We start from the raw sequence: 14,457 nt of genomic DNA, 5'->3' as shown, positions 1-14,457 counted from the left end.
ATGCGATGAGCAACGCCTTGAAAGGGCTGTTATGGCTGATTATCGCCGTGGTGGTGTTGGCGGGAGGATATGCGCTATACACGCTGCTGCGGCCCACCGGCGCGGAGCCTGCGGCGCCGATCGCCGGAGCGCCGGCCGGCATCACCGATAAACTGGCGCGCGGCGAGTACCTGGCGCGCGCCGCCGACTGCGTGGCGTGCCACACCGCGCCGGGCGGCACGCCTTATGCGGGCGGCTTCGCCTTCAAACTGCCGTTCGGCACCATTTACGGCACCAACATCACCGCCGACAAGGAGACCGGCATCGGCAACTGGAGCGACGATCAGTTCGTACGCGCGGTGCGTGAGGGGATCGGCCCGCAGGGCAACCTGTATCCGGCGATGCCGTACACCTCCTACACTGGGCTGAGCCGCGACGACGTGCTGGCGATCAAAGCCTATCTGTTCAGCCTGCCGCCGGTGAAGCAGGCCAACCCACAAAACGATCTGTCGTTCCCGTTCAATCAGCGTTGGGGCATGAAATTCTGGAACCTGGCGTTCTTCCATGAGCAACGCTTTACGCCGGATCTCAACAAGGACGAGCAGTGGAACCGCGGCGCCTATCTGGCAACTGCGCTGGGCCACTGCGGCGAGTGCCACACGCCGCGCAATCTGGGGTTCGGCCTCAACCAGAGCAAGCACCTGAGCGGTGAAGTGGTGCAGGGCTGGTTCGCCGCCAACATCACGCCGGACAAACAGACCGGCATCGGCGGCTGGAGCGACCAACAGCTGTCGCAATATCTGGCCACCGGCCATGCGCCGGGGCGCAGCAGCGCCGCCGGCCCGATGGCGGAAGCGGTGGAAAACAGCCTGCAGTTCCTGACGCCGGAAGATAATCTGGCGCTGGTGAAATACCTGCGCGATATCGAACCGATCGCCGGCGACGCCGCCGCGGCGGTGAATCTGCAGCCGAAGGGCGCGGGGGCTTCCACCCCGATCCTGCCGGGCGGGCAAGAGCAGTCGCTCGGGCGGCGGGTGTTCGCCAACGACTGCAGCGGCTGCCACCAGTGGAACGGGCCGGGCCGCCAGAGCGAGTATGCGTCGCTGGTGGGCAGCACGGCGGTGAACGATCCGCAGGGGCGCAGCGTGGTGCAGGCCATCCTGAAGGGGACGAGCATCAGCATCGGCGAACGGCATGAAATGATGCCGGCGTTCGGCAGCGCCTATTCCGACGAAGAAGTGGCGGCGGTCGCCAACTTCGTGGTCGGCCACTTCGGCGATAAGCAGGGCAACGTCACCGCCAAACAGGTGGCGGAGCAGCGCAAGCAGTAAAGAAAGCGGCGAGGGAGCTTCTCCCTCGCCGTGGCGTCAGCGGCTGCGCCGCGACATGACCCGCTTGTCTTTCGGCCGGTCCTGCCAGTCCTCAACCTGATTATTGAAGTTGTCCGCCAGCAGGTAGGCCGGGGTTTTCGCCAGCCAGTCGGACAACGAAATATCCTGATAAATGCCGTTGTCCATCACGATCAATACCTTCAAATCCTCATCGCCGATGTTCTCGATGTAATGGCCGAAGCCCTGCGGCACGTAACCGACGTCCGAAGGGGCGTACTCTTCCGTCTGCGCGTGGCCGTGTGAGCTGAACACCGTCATGCGGCCTTTGCCGGCAATATAGTATTGCCATTCGTTGGCATTGGGGTGCCAGTGCAATTCCCGGATCGCGCCGGGTTTCACGATCTCGATGATGCCGGTCATGGTGGTGGAAATGGGAAATTCTTTCGATGACACCAAATGGACGCTGCCGGCGTCATTTTCAAAGAACGGTTTTTGCTTCATTAATTCATAGCGGTGGGTCAGCGGGGCGTTATTTAATCCGCCGTCGTTTTTCGGCAATGGCAAGGTGGGCGGAACGGCGCCGCCGACAATATAAGCCTCGCCCTGTTTGGCCTTGGAAAATACCGCCGCCGGCATGTTGACGCTTTTTCCAATACCTCTTTCGGCATATGCGCCACCCAATCGGTAATGCTGAAGGTGCCGAACTCGGAGAAATGGCCGTTATCGAACGCCAGAATAAAATGCGCGCCGTCTGCCAGCGCCTGAATGGAATGGCCATAGCCTTTCGGGAAATACCACACGTCGCCGGGGCCGAAATCCGCCACTTCGCATTTGCCCTCGGGGTCGAGGATGGTGATGCGCGCATGGCCTTCCAGCATAAACGCCCATTCGGCGGCGATGGCGTGCCAGTGCAGCTCGCGCACGCCGCCCGGCTCCAGCGTCATGTCCACGCCCGCCACGCCTTCGGAGATCGGGAATTGCTCGACGGTGGCTTCGCGCGCCCAGCCGCTGGGCAGGCTGCGCTTCTTGCTGTCGGTGAATTTATATTTATAGAGATGCTGCGCATCGGCAGGCGGCTGATAGCTGCTGGGGGGGACGATATTGCGATGATCGTCGGCAGCGGCATTTTTTACGATGCCGCCGATCATGCCGGCGGCGGCCGCGCTGACGGCGGAGACTTTCAATATATCACGACGCGATAGCATAGCATTTTCTCCAATATAAAACCGCGCGTCTGAATAGGCAGGCGCAGGGAAGGCATAATTGCTCTTGAAAGGTGTTTTGTCATCGACAAAATAGGCTGCGACCCTTAAATCCTAGCGGCTGGAATGTATTGGGTAGGCGTTTATTTGTTTGCGTTTGTTACTAAGTGAGTGCAGGTTTAATTAATTTATCTGAAGTTGAATAGTCATTAAGTGGAATTAAATTTAGTCGCCGAATAGTTTAAATCAATAATAAACGAACTTCATTTATTATTGGCCGTTCGGGCTTTTTATGACTGCGCCACGGTCTCCAACACCAGCTGACGAAAGCGCTCGACGATCGGCGAAGCCGGGCTGCGGCGCAGCGCCAGGTAAAGCGGGGCGCTGAGCTGCGCTTCTGCGGCGAGAGTGCGGTAGACGATGCCGTCGCCGCCCAGCCGCCGCATTGAGCCGGGCACCACTGACAGCCCCAGCCCGGCGCCGACCAGGCTGAGGGTGGCCGGCAGGCGCGGCGCTTCCTGCACGATGCGCGGGCTGAAGCCGGCGCGGTGGCAGGCGGCCAGGATGGCGTCGTACAGCCCCTGGCCGGCCGGGCGGCGATAGAGAATAAACGCCTCGTGCGCCAGTTCGGCCAGCGGCAGCGGTTGCTGCGTTTCTTGCGCCAGCCGGTGGCCCAGCGGCAGGGCGACGATCATCGGCTCGCTGAGCACCGGCTCGACGCTCAGGCCGGGAATGCCGTTGGCCGGCGAGCGCACGAAGGCGGCGTCGAGGCGCTGTTCCAGCAACGCCTCCATTAGTTCGCCGCTGCCGGCCTCTTCCAACTGGGTAGTGATGCCCGGCTGGATGTCGCGGTAGCGGCGCAGCAGATTGGGCACGAACGGGTGCAGCGCGGCGGAGCTGGTGAAGCCGATGGCGATGTGCCCCTGTTCGCCGCGGGCGGCGCGCTGCACCGCTTCGCGCAGGCGTTCGGCGCGCGCCAGCAGGGCGCGGGCCTCTTCGAACAGCACGCCGCCCGCTTCGGTGACGCGCACGCCGCGCGGCAGGCGCTGCAACAAGGTTACGCCCAGTTCGTCTTCCAGCCCCTGCAGCAAGCGGGTCAGCGGCGGCTGCTGGATAAACAGCCGCTCGGCGGCGCGGGTGATGTTGCCTTCTTCCACCACGGTGACGAACGCCCGCAGGCGACGCAGTTCGATCATAGCCATACCTCAAAGGTATCTTTGGTTGTTCCGGAATGCATTAGACATCATGGCACGGCGGCGCGCATGATACCAGACATCAAAACAAGCGATGTGGAACGGCAATGTCATGTCAGATATCAATACGTTAAAACCGCACCCGGCGGCAGCGCCGGGCAACGCGGAGCTGTTTGTGGGCTTTTTGTGGCTGGGGCTGATCGGCTTCGGCGGCGTGCTGCCGTTGGCGCGCAGCATGCTGGTAGAGCGCCGGCGCTGGTTGAGCGGCGAACAGTTCACCGAGCTGCTGGGGCTGTGCCAGTTCCTGCCCGGCGGCAACGTCATCAACCTGTCGGTGGCGGTGGGCATGGAATTTCGCGGGTTGCGCGGCGCGCTGTGCGCCTTGCTGGGCCTCATCAGCGCGCCGACGGCGATCGTGGTGGGGCTGGGCGTGGTCTACGCCCGCTTCCAAAACGATCCGCACGTGCAGCATGTGTTCGCCGGGCTGGCCGCCGCCGCTGCCGGGCTGCTGCTGTCGACCGGGATCAAGATGCTGCTGCCGCTGCGCGGTAAATGGCCGGCGCTGGCGATCGTCGCGCTGGCATTGATCGCCATCGCCTGGCTGCGCCTGCCGCTGCTGCCGACCATGCTGGTGCTGGCGCCGCTAAGCATTCTGCTGATGTGGCGGTGGCCGTCATGAGCGGGGTTCTGATTGCGCTGGCGCTGATCTTCACCGAGCTCTCGCTGTTGGCGTTCGGCGGCGGCATGACCATTCTGCCGGAGATGCAGCGGCAGGTGGTGGAGGTGCATCAATGGATGAGCGCCCAGGAGTTCAGCGCGCTGTTCGCCATGGCGCAGGCCGCGCCGGGGCCGAACATGATGATCGTGCCGCTGGTCGGCTGGCACGTGGCCGGTTGGGCGGGGCTGCTGGTTTCTTCGGTCGCCAAGTTCGGGCCGTCTTCCATCGTTACGTTGCTGGTGATGGGCGCCTGGCGGCGCTTTAAGGATCGCCCGTGGCGCCGCATCGTGCAGGCCGGTCTGGTGCCGCTGACCGTGGGGCTGGTGGCGGCCAGCGGCATCTTGATCGCCGAGGCTTCTGCGCCCAGCTGGCGGCTGGCGGCGATCGTGGCGCTGGCGACGGGATTGAGCATGAGCAAGCGCCTCCATCCGCTGTGGGTGCTGGCGGGCGGCGCGCTGCTCGGGTTGCTGTTCGCCTGAGGGATTAGCGCGGGATCAGCATAAAGCGTGAAGGGCCGTTGCGATCGATCAGCTCATAGCGCTTCGGCGCGGTCAGGGCCAGAAACGCCACCATGCCGCCTTCGGCGTCGGTCAGCGTCATGCCGTCCGGCGTCGGCCGCCAGGCGACCGGCAACGTTTGCAGCGCCAGCGGCTGCAGGCACTGGGCGGAGGCGCTGAAGCGGAAGGCGTTGGTGTTGGCCACCGCTTCGTCGCTCAGCTGCACCTCGCAGACGGCTTTACCGTCGCCGATGGCGGCGAGCTGCCAGTCGCCCTTCAGCGCGGCGGGTTCCAGCAATGGCAGTGAACTGCCCAGGGCACTGCTGCACAATACGCTCATAACGACTCCCGTCAGGCTGGCGCGGCGCAAGGCGCGCATAAGAAAAAAGGTTGGCATCGGGTCACTCCTTTCGGCTGTCCGTTCACACTTTAGCACGTACCCACCTTGATGATGAGGGAAGGATTAGGTTTTTTAATCCTCGATTATTCTGATCTAACCGGCGATAAAATGCGCAAAAAGACGAATGATTAACCCGTTAATGCACTTATTTTTCTCATTAATATAGTGAGAATACAAATTGTTACGAGCATCTCCATCTCAATGCCCGGCACGGTGAAGCCAGGCGGGGCGGGCTCGCGCCGCCGGGGTGAGTCACTATACTGGTCATTCCTAAGCCTTGGCTTAGATTAGAACGACTGATGAATAGTCTTACAAAGCGAGTGGGTTCCTATTGTGTAAAAGGAGAATGCAATGCGCCGTAGCCACAATGACATTTTGCAAGATGATGATGAGTTCACCAGCCTGGCCGCCACATCCCCCAACGATCATAACTATCAATTTTACTATCACCAGCCCGGCAGCCCCTATGACGGATTGGGCTACGGCGCGCTGTTTACGCTGGACAACGCCAACCTCTACAGTAACCAGCGCGGCGGGGCAGCCATCAACAACCTGGGTAAAATCCGCGATAACTTCAGCTTCGATCGCGCCGCCGATCAGCTGACGCGGCCGGGCCTTACGCACAACGGCGACCAGGTGTATCACCAGCCGGTCGCGCTGACTTATTCCTTCCTGACGCAGAGCGCGCTGAACCGCATCGGCCAGACTGGCGACGGTGACAAGGGGCTGCAGCCGCTGACCCAGGCGGCGCAGGCGCAGGCGCTGAAATCGATGCAGGCCTGGGCCGACGTGGCGAACGTGACCTTTACCGAAACGGCGTCCACCGATATCGACCATCGCGCGGACATCACCTTCGCCTACTTCACCCAGCGCGCCGACGGCAGCACCGCAGCCGGCAGCGGCCCGAATGCCATTAATGCTTACGCCTATTACCCGCCGAGCTCCAAACCGGGCAGCGATAACGCCTTTGCGGGCACGGTGTGGTTCAACAAGAACTTCGCCACCCATCAGGCGCCGGTTAGCGGCGACTTCAGCAGTCAGACCTTCACCCACGAGCTGGGGCATGCCCTGGGGCTGGCGCACCCGGGATCTTATGACGCCTCGTTGGGCAACCCGAGCTACCAGAACGACGCGGCTTACTATCAGGATTCGCTGCAATACTCGATCATGAGCTATTTCAACGCCGGTTACACCGGTGCCGACACCAAAGGGGTGTATGGCTATGGCCCGATGGTGGATGACATCGCCGCGATCCAAAAATTGTACGGCGCCAACATGAACACCCGCACCGGCGACACGGTGTACGGCTTTAACTCCAACACCGGGCGCGATTTCCTGACCGCCACGGCGGACAACGGCAAACCGGTCAACTTCGCGGTGTGGGACGCCGGCGGCAACGACACGCTGGACTTCTCCGGCTACAGCCAGCAGCAGATGATCAACCTGAACGACGGCGCGTTCTCCAGCGTCGGCGGCGGCACGCAGAACGTCGCCATCGCGCGCGGGGCGATCATTGAGAACGCCATCGGCGGCAGCGGGCGCGATGTGATCATCGGCAACGATCAGGACAACCTGCTGGCGGGCAACGCCGGTTCCGACATCCTGTACGGCGGTCTGGGGGCGGATCATCTGTGGGGCGGCAAAGACGCCAACAACTTCACCGACTATTTCGTCTATCTCAATGCCAAAGAGTCCACGGTGGCGGCGTTCGACGTGATTGAAGACTTCGAGCACGGCATCGACAAGATCGATCTCTCCGGCCTACGCTTCAACAACAGCCTGAGCGAGCTGCGCTTTATCGACAGCGGCAGCGCCTTCAGCGGCCAGAAAGGCGAGATCCAGCTCAACTTCGACGCCTTCAACGGCACCACCGATCTGTTGATGAACACCCAAAGCAACAGCTATGCCGCCGACTTCAAGATCCATGTGGTCGGGCAGGTAGAGCAGAGCGATATTCTGTTTGCCTGAGGGCGATGCAGGGGAAAGAGAAAAGGGCCGAACGGCCCTTTTTTTACGGCTGGGCCACCGCGGCGCTTTCCGCCACGAAGGAGCCGGTCGTCACCGCGCCGGCGCGGCGGTAGTGGGCCACGATCACGCCGCCGGGCGAGACCACCGATTGGGCCAGCGTGAAGGCCGCCGGCGCCGCGTTGTCATCGAACAGCCGTTTGCCGCCGCCGAGCAGCACCGGGTAGGTGAGCAGGCGCAGTTCGTCCACCAGATCGTTGGCCAGCAGCTGTTGCATCAGCGTGCTGCTGCCCTGCACCAGCAGTACCGGCCCCTGCGCGCGTTTCAGCTCGCGCAGCCGGGCGAGGATGTCCCGCCCCAGCCACTGGCTGTTCTGCCACGCCAGCGTCTCGCCGTGGTGGGTGGCGACGTACTTGGTGGCCTGATTGAACACGCGGGCGATATCGGCGGATAACGGGTCGGCCTCGTCGGTGATCTGCGGCCAGTAGCCGGCGAAAATGTCGTAGGTGCGCCGCCCCAGCAGCAGATCGAACGGCGCGGAGAAAAGATCGCCCATCGTTTCCGCAATGGCGTCATCCCAGTAGGGGGCTGTCCAGCCGCCGAAGCGAAAGCCGCCGCTGCGGTCTTCGTCCTGCCCGCCGGGCGCCTGCATCACGCCGTCGAGGCTGACGAAGGCGCTGGCAATAATCTGTCGCATGGCTGTCTCCTGCCGTTGAGTGCCAGCTGAAAGTTTAGCCGCCGCGCGGCGGCTGCGCCAACCGGCCGCTCAGGGCTGCAGCGCCTTGAGCAATGCCTGATGGAAACGCTCCGGCTCCTCCATTTGCGGCGCATGGCCCAGCCCGGCGAACTCGATCAGCGTGGCGTGCGGGATCAGCTTCGCCGCCTGTTTGCCTAACACGTCATAATGCCCGATCCTGGCCTTGACCGCCGGCGGGGCGATATCGCTGCCGATGGCGGTAGTGTCGGCGGTACCGATCATCAGCGTGGTGGGGGTTTGCAGATCCTTGAACTCGTAGTACACCGGCTGGGTGAAGATCATGTCGTAGATCAGCGCCGAGTTCCACGCCACCAGGCGATGGCCCGGCCCGTTGTTCAGCCCGGCCAGCATATCCACCCAGCGATCGTACTCCGGCTTCCAGCGGCCGCCGTAGTAGGTGCGCTGCTCATAGTTGCGGATGCCCTCGGCGGTGGTGTTCAGCTCGCGCTCGAACCATTGATCGACGCTGCGCCACGGCACGCCTTTCGCCTTCCAGTCCTCGAGGCCGATCGGGTTGACCATCACCAGCCGTTCCACTGCCTGCGGATACATCAGGCTGTAGCGCGTGGCCAGCATGCCGCCGGTGGAGTGGCCGATGATGATGGCCTTACTGATTTTCAGGTTCTGCAGCAGGCCGTGGGTATTTTGCGCCAGCTGCTGGAAGCTGTACTGGTAATGTGCCGGTTTGGTGGAGGAGCAAAAGCCGATTTGATCCGGCGCGATGACGCGGTAACCGGCCTTGCTCAGCGCCTTGATGGTGTCCTGCCAGGTGGCGGCGCAGAAGTTTTTACCGTGCAGCAGCAGCGCGGTGCGGCCGTTGGCGGCACCTTCCGGCGGCACGTCCATATAGCCCATTTTTAACGGCTGCCCCTGCGAGGTGAAGCTGAACTGCTGCAACGGGTAAGGGTAGTGAAAGCCCTGTAGCTCCGGGCCGAACTTCGGCGTTTCGGCGGCGGCGGGGAACGCGGCCAGCGTGGCGCACAGCAGCGCGCGACGGGTGAATCTCAGCATCCTGATCTCCTGAAAAACGGACGATAGCCGAGTATAGCCACAATCAGGGCGTCGGCGCGCCAGCAGTTTCAGATAATTCTGTAATGTTACGGCCCGATCCCGGGCAAGGTTCCGGCCACGGCCTTGTACACAGTGAACGCGGTCACGCCGCGCAATATTGGCGGAGCCTGAAGGTTTTATTTCAAGGCTAAGTTATGCGATGCTTAAGCATTATTTATGCAAAAGGATCCTCGCATGTCCGCTTTATCCCGCTGCGCTTTCAGCGAAGGCAGCGTCGCTTTGCCGGAAGGCTATGCCGATCGCACCGTCAACGTGCTGTTGGCCGGCGATGATGTTTCCCCCTCAATCAATATTTCCCGCGATGCGCTGCAGCCGGCGGAAAACCTGGAAGGCTACGTCACCCGCCAGCTTGATGCGCTGGCGCAGGGCCTGAAAGGCTGGGCGTTTAAAAGCCGCGAGCCGGCGACGCTGGGCGATGGATTAACCGCCGGTGAATGGGTGCGCGCCAGCTACTTGCGCGACGGCAAGCGCATCTGGCAAAACCAGGCGGTGTTCGCGCTGGCGGAGGGCCGGGTGCTGGTGTTCACCCTGGCGATGGCGCGCAAGCTGACGCCGCAAGACGACGCGCTGCTGCAGCAGGTGCTGAGCAGCTACCGGGCGGCCTAACGATGAACTCTTTGCGTAAAAGGACCTTACGATGACCGAAGCGGCCCGCGTCGGCGATACCATCGGGCATTCCCATGCCCTGGCCGGCATGATTGCCGGCACGATTGTCGGCGGCCTGATCGCCGCCGCAGGCGCGGTGGCGGCGGGTGCGCTGTTCGTCGCCGGCCTGGCGGCTTCCTGTATCGGCGTCGGCGTGCTGCTCATCGGCGCCAGTCTGGCGGTGGGGTATCTCACCGGGGAGGCGGCCACCGCGGCGCGCGACGGCATTGCCGACGCCGGCGCCGGTAGCCTGACCCCCAAAGGCAATATCGTCACCGGCTCCCCCAACGTCTTCATCAACGGCAAACCCGCCGCGCTCGCCACCAACAGCCAGGTGGCCTGCAGCGACGACGGCCCGAGCATGCAGATGGCGCAGGGCTCCGACAAGGTCAGCATCAACGGCCAGCCCGCCTCGCGCGTGGGGGACAAAACCAACTGCGACGCGCAGGTGATGGAAGGTTCGCCCAACGTGTTTATCGGCGGCGGCACCGTCACCACCTTGCCGATCAAGCCCGAAGTGCCGGATTGGCTGTACAAGGTCTCTGACCTGACGCTGCTGTTCGCCGGCCTGGTGGGCGGCGTGGGCGGTGCCGCCGGCAAGCTGGGGGCGCTGGGCAAACTGCTGGGCAAGCTGCCCGGCATCAACAAGCTGGCGCGCATCGCCTGCCGCGCCGGCACCCTGATGACCGCCACCGCCGCCGTCGGCATTATCGCCCGGCCGGTGGATATCGTCAGCGGCCAGAAATTCCTCGACGGCGAAGACGATCTCGATTTCGTGCTGCCTTCGCGCCTGCCGGTCGCCTGGCAGCGCTATTGGCGCAGCGGCAACCCCGGCGACGGCGTACTGGGCCGCGGCTGGAACCTGTTCTGGGAGAGCAGCCTGCAGCCGTATCAGGACGGCCTGGTGTGGCGCGCGCCTTCCGGCGACTTCGTCGCTTTCCCCAGGGTGCCGCGCGGCCACAAAACCTACTGCGAAGCCGAAAAATGCTGGCTGATGCACAACGACGACGGCAGCTGGCAGCTGTTTGACGTCGGCGAACAGATTTTCCACTACCCGCCGCTGGCGGGCGACCAGCCGAGCCGGCTCAGCATGATCACCGACGCCATCGGCAACGCCACCTCGCTGTTTTACGACGACGAGGGGCTGCTGAGCGAACTGGTGGACAGCGCCGGGCAGCGCCTGATGTGCCGCTATGCGCAGGGCCGCCTGCGCGAAGTGGCGCTGCAAACCGCCGAAGGCGAACGGACGCTGGCGCGCTACGATTACGATGAGCAGGGCCAACTGACGACGGTCAGCAACCGCGCCGGTGAGGTGACGCGCCGCTTTGGCTGGCGCGACGGCCTGATGATCAGCCACCAGGACGCCGCCGGACTGCTGAACGAATACCAATGGCAAGAGATTGACGGCGTGCCGCGCGTGACGGCCTACCGCAACAGCGCCGGAGAATCACTGGAGTTCGGTTATGACTTCGCCGGTGGGCGCCGCAGCGCGGTGCGCGGCGACGGCAAACGGGCGGAGTGGCGGCTGGATGACGACGACAACGTGGCGCAGTACACCGACTTCGACCAGCGCCGCTACGGTTTTATCTACCAACGCGGCGAACTGTGCAGCGTGCTGCTGCCCGGCGGCGCGCAGCGCCAGAGCGAATGGGATCCTTACGGCCGCCTGCTGTCGGAGACCGATCCGCTCGGCCGCGTCACTCGCTATCAATATTCGCGCAACAGCGGCCGGCTGTTCGCCGTCGCGTACCCGGACGGCAGCAGCGAAGCGCAGCACTGGGATACGCTGGGGCGCCCGACGCGCTATGTCGATGCGCTGGGCAATGCCACGCTGTACCGCTATCCGGATGACGAAGAGAGCCTGCCGGCCGGCGTGATCGACGCGCTGGGCGGGGAAGTGAAGCTGGAGTGGGACGCCCGCGGCCAGCTGACGCGCTACACCGACTGTTCCGGCAGCGTGACGGCTTATACCTACGATGCGCTGGGGCAACTGACGGCGCAGACCGATGCCGAAGGCCACCAGACGCGCTACCGGTGGGATAACGGCGGGCGCTTGCACACCCTGATCCACCCGGACGGCGGTGAAGAGCGCTTTAACTGGAATGCACACGGCCAGCTGGCCGAACATCAGGACGCGCTGGGCAGCCTGACCCGCTGGCAGTACAACGCCCTGGGGCTGCCGGTCAGCATCACCGACCGCATCAACCGCACCCGGCGCTATCACTACAGCCCGCAGGGCTGGCTGACGCGGCTGGAGAACGGCAACGGCGGCGAATACCGCTTCAGCTACGATGCGGTGGGCCGCGTGCTGGCCGAAGAGCGCCCGGACGACACCCGCCACTATTATCGCTACGGCGCGGCCGGGCTGCTGGAGGAGCACCGCGAGGTCGGCCTGCCTGGCAGCGCGGGTGAGCTGACGCAGCGCGAACAGCGCTTCCGCTTCGACGAGGCCGGGCAGCTGGTCTGGCGCGGCAACGCCAGCGCGGAATGGCATTACCGCTTCGACGCCATGGGGCGGCTGCGCGAGCTGAACCGCCTGCCGACGGCGAGCGGCGCGGCGCTGGGCATTGAGCCGGACAGCGTGCAGATGCGCTATGACGCCGCCGGGCGGCTGCTCGGCGAGCAGGGCGTGAACGGCGAGCTGCAATACCAGTGGGATGCGCTGGCCAACCTGCAGGCGCTGACGCTGCCGCAGGGCGATCGCCTGCAGTGGCTGTATTACGGCTCCGGCCACGCCAGCGCCATCAAATTCAACCAGCAGGTGGTGAGCGAGTTCACCCGCGATCGCCTGCACCGGGAAACCGGCCGCAGCCAGGGCGCGCTGCAGCAGCAGCGGCGTTACGACGCCATGGGCCGCCGCAGCTGGCAGAGCAGCGCCTTCGGCCACGACAAACTGACCCGGCCGGAAGACGGCGTGCTGTGGCGCGCCTATCGTTACACCGGCCGCGGCGAGCTGGCCGGGGTGAGCGACGCGCTGCGCGGCGAAGTGCACTACGGTTACGACGCCGAAGGCCGCTTGCTGCAACACCGCGAACCCAATCAGGGCAAACCGGGCGCGCGGCTGGTGTACGATCTGGCGGATAACCTGCTGGGCGAGCGCAGCCCGCAGAGCGACATCGACGCGCACCTGCCGCTGGCGCCGATCGCCGATAACCGCCTGACGCACTGGCAAAAACTGTTTTACCGTTACGACGCCTGGGGCAACCTGATCAGCCGGCGCAACGGCCTGTATGAACAGCACTACCGCTACGACGCTGACAACCGGCTGGTGCAGGCGCATGGCCGCGGCCCGCAGGGCGAGTTCGAGGTGCAGTACCATTACGACGCGCTGGGCCGCCGCAGCCGCAAGGCGGTGCGCTACAAGGGCAAAACCGAACAGACGACTCGTTTCCTGTGGCAGGGTTACCGGTTGCTGCAGGAGCAGCGCGACGACGGCAGCCGCCGCAGCTGGAGCTACGATCCGGCCAGCCCGTGGAGCCCACTGGCTGCGCTGGAGCAAGCGGGCGACAGCCGCTCGGCGGATATTTACTGGTATCACACCGATCTGAACAGCGCGCCGCTGGAAGTGACCGACGCAGCGGGCAACCTGTGCTGGTCCGGGCAATACGACACCTTCGGCAAGCTGCAGGGCCAGACGGTGGCCGGCGCGGCGAAGCGGCAGGGCGCGCAATATCAGCAGCCGCTGCGCTACGCCGGGCAATACCAGGACGACGAAAGCGGCCTGCACTACAACCTGTTCCGCTACTACGAACCCGAGGTGGGGCGTTTCACCACGCAGGATCCGATAGGGTTGGAAGGCGGGTTGAATTTATATGCATACGCGAAAAATCCGCTCATTTGGGTTGACCCGTTAGGCCTTACTGGTTGTAGCATTCAACCTGGTAAAAACTTTAAAGATCACTTTATTCGGCATAAAGGTATACTAGAAGGCTATTTAGGGAAAAAATATCCAAAATGGAAAGTGGATGAAGGTGCTGAGTTCTTGAGAGATGTTGAAAAGTTACGAGATAGCGGGAAATTGGTCCATGTAGGACAAGGGACAATTAAAAAAGGTCAGCCTGTGATGGAGATATATAGAGGCGAAGGGATGACCTATATTTCTAAAAAGCTGTCTGATGGTAGGGAGGAATTTGTAACTCTTATTGAGTCTGGCAAAGGCATGGATCTTGGGATTGTTTTTTCACCATAGGAGTGCATATGAAAGAATTTATTGAGCATGTAACTAGGAGTAGCGTCAGTGATATAATTGTCACGGGTTATATAGATGGGGAAACAGTACCAGTGTTTCATCCGATGTATGACAGAGTTTACTTTATATCAGATGAAACTATATTTGAACTGTATATTGATGATGATGGGATTGTTAATTCACGTTTAGTTGAAAACATCGTTCCATGGTTTGAGGTGGATGAGGATGATAAGTTTTCCATGATGTCAATTTATTCCCAGTCATTTAAAACTGAGCAGGAGGTTAGCATAGTTGGAGTAAATTATAGTGACGATCCGTTCTCAGGGGTTTTCTTAAAATATAAGGCAGGTGACGATGAGCGGCTATTGTCTTTAGAATCAAATAATTTTTTCGGTTTTCTTATTTCATAGTTAAAAGGATTTCGAGATTATTGAATGCTAGTAGTTAATTGAAGCTTTGAGTTTTTTGATAGTGGTATTGAAAATTAGAGGGTTATTGTAAGTAACATGG

The 14,457-nt window shown here is 62.3% G+C and carries 11 protein-coding genes and 1 pseudogene; 7 read left to right on the top strand and 5 right to left on the bottom strand.

All coding sequences use genetic code 11. The features are described from left to right. Positions 1-5 precede the first annotated feature (5 nt). Positions 6-1,310, top strand: coding sequence for a cytochrome c (locus ACF8MC_RS04250; RefSeq protein ID WP_164104922.1), 1,305 nt, complete (start codon positions 6-8; stop codon positions 1,308-1,310). 36 nt (positions 1,311-1,346) lie between these two features. Here ACF8MC_RS04250 and ACF8MC_RS04245 read toward each other — a convergent pair. Together ACF8MC_RS04245 and ACF8MC_RS04240 are read right to left on the bottom strand one after the other, a co-directional pair. Continuing rightward, positions 1,347-2,515 (bottom strand): annotated as a pseudogene (locus tag ACF8MC_RS04245) (cupin domain-containing protein). A 287-nt stretch (positions 2,516-2,802) separates the two neighbouring features. Continuing rightward, a complete protein-coding gene (locus ACF8MC_RS04240) occupies positions 2,803-3,714 on the bottom strand; it encodes a LysR family transcriptional regulator (protein ID WP_164104923.1) in 912 nt (303 codons plus the stop codon). Positions 3,715-3,817: 103 nt separating this feature from the next. Here ACF8MC_RS04240 and ACF8MC_RS04235 point away from each other — a divergent pair, with 103 nt between their 5' ends. Together ACF8MC_RS04235 and ACF8MC_RS04230 are read left to right on the top strand one after the other, a co-directional pair. Next, positions 3,818-4,384 (top strand): chromate transporter, encoded by a 567-nt coding sequence (locus tag ACF8MC_RS04235; protein WP_033634481.1) that lies wholly within the window; start codon positions 3,818-3,820, stop codon positions 4,382-4,384. Further along, positions 4,381-4,902, top strand: coding sequence for a chromate transporter (locus ACF8MC_RS04230; RefSeq protein WP_033634482.1), 522 nt, complete (start codon positions 4,381-4,383; stop codon positions 4,900-4,902). Before ACF8MC_RS04235 ends, ACF8MC_RS04230 begins: the two co-directional genes overlap by 4 nt. 4 nt (positions 4,903-4,906) lie before the next feature. On the opposite strand, the gene ACF8MC_RS04225 is transcribed toward ACF8MC_RS04230, so the two are convergent. Next, positions 4,907-5,260, bottom strand: coding sequence for an AprI/Inh family metalloprotease inhibitor (locus tag ACF8MC_RS04225; protein WP_033648487.1), 354 nt, complete (start codon positions 5,258-5,260; stop codon positions 4,907-4,909). A 411-nt stretch (positions 5,261-5,671) separates the two neighbouring features. On the opposite strand from ACF8MC_RS04225, the gene ACF8MC_RS04220 reads away from it, so the two are divergent. Next, positions 5,672-7,288, top strand: a complete 1,617-nt coding sequence (locus ACF8MC_RS04220) for a serralysin family metalloprotease (RefSeq protein ID WP_048321530.1) — start codon at positions 5,672-5,674, stop codon at positions 7,286-7,288. 43 nt (positions 7,289-7,331) lie between these two features. Here the strand turns inward: ACF8MC_RS04220 and ACF8MC_RS04215 are convergent, their stop codons facing one another. Together ACF8MC_RS04215 and ACF8MC_RS04210 are read right to left on the bottom strand one after the other, a co-directional pair. Then, a complete protein-coding gene (locus tag ACF8MC_RS04215) occupies positions 7,332-7,982 on the bottom strand; it encodes a dihydrofolate reductase family protein (protein ID WP_060443235.1) in 651 nt (216 codons plus the stop codon). 69 nt (positions 7,983-8,051) lie between these two features. Beyond that, entirely contained in the window at positions 8,052-9,053 is a 1,002-nt protein-coding gene (locus ACF8MC_RS04210) for an alpha/beta fold hydrolase (RefSeq protein WP_048321532.1), read from the bottom strand. A gap of 234 nt (positions 9,054-9,287) precedes the next feature. Between ACF8MC_RS04210 and ACF8MC_RS04205 the strand changes: the two genes are divergently transcribed. From ACF8MC_RS04205 to ACF8MC_RS04195, 3 genes are read left to right on the top strand one after another with little or no spacing between them, the layout of a single operon-like run. Continuing rightward, positions 9,288-9,719, top strand: a complete 432-nt coding sequence (locus tag ACF8MC_RS04205; protein WP_033655257.1) for a DcrB-related protein — start codon at positions 9,288-9,290, stop codon at positions 9,717-9,719. A 31-nt stretch (positions 9,720-9,750) separates the two neighbouring features. Continuing rightward, positions 9,751-13,947, top strand: a complete 4,197-nt coding sequence (locus ACF8MC_RS04200; protein ID WP_239506339.1) for an RHS repeat-associated core domain-containing protein — start codon at positions 9,751-9,753, stop codon at positions 13,945-13,947. A gap of 8 nt (positions 13,948-13,955) precedes the next feature. Then, a complete protein-coding gene (locus tag ACF8MC_RS04195) occupies positions 13,956-14,357 on the top strand; it encodes a hypothetical protein (RefSeq protein WP_039566212.1) in 402 nt (133 codons plus the stop codon). The last annotated feature ends 100 nt before the right edge of the window (positions 14,358-14,457 follow it).

The organism is Serratia sp. LACPHL-BACT-2024-00286, from assembly GCF_043109535.1.
Lineage (GTDB): Bacteria > Pseudomonadota > Gammaproteobacteria > Enterobacterales > Enterobacteriaceae > Serratia > Serratia sarumanii.
This window is presented reverse-complemented; position numbering and strand designations above follow the sequence as displayed.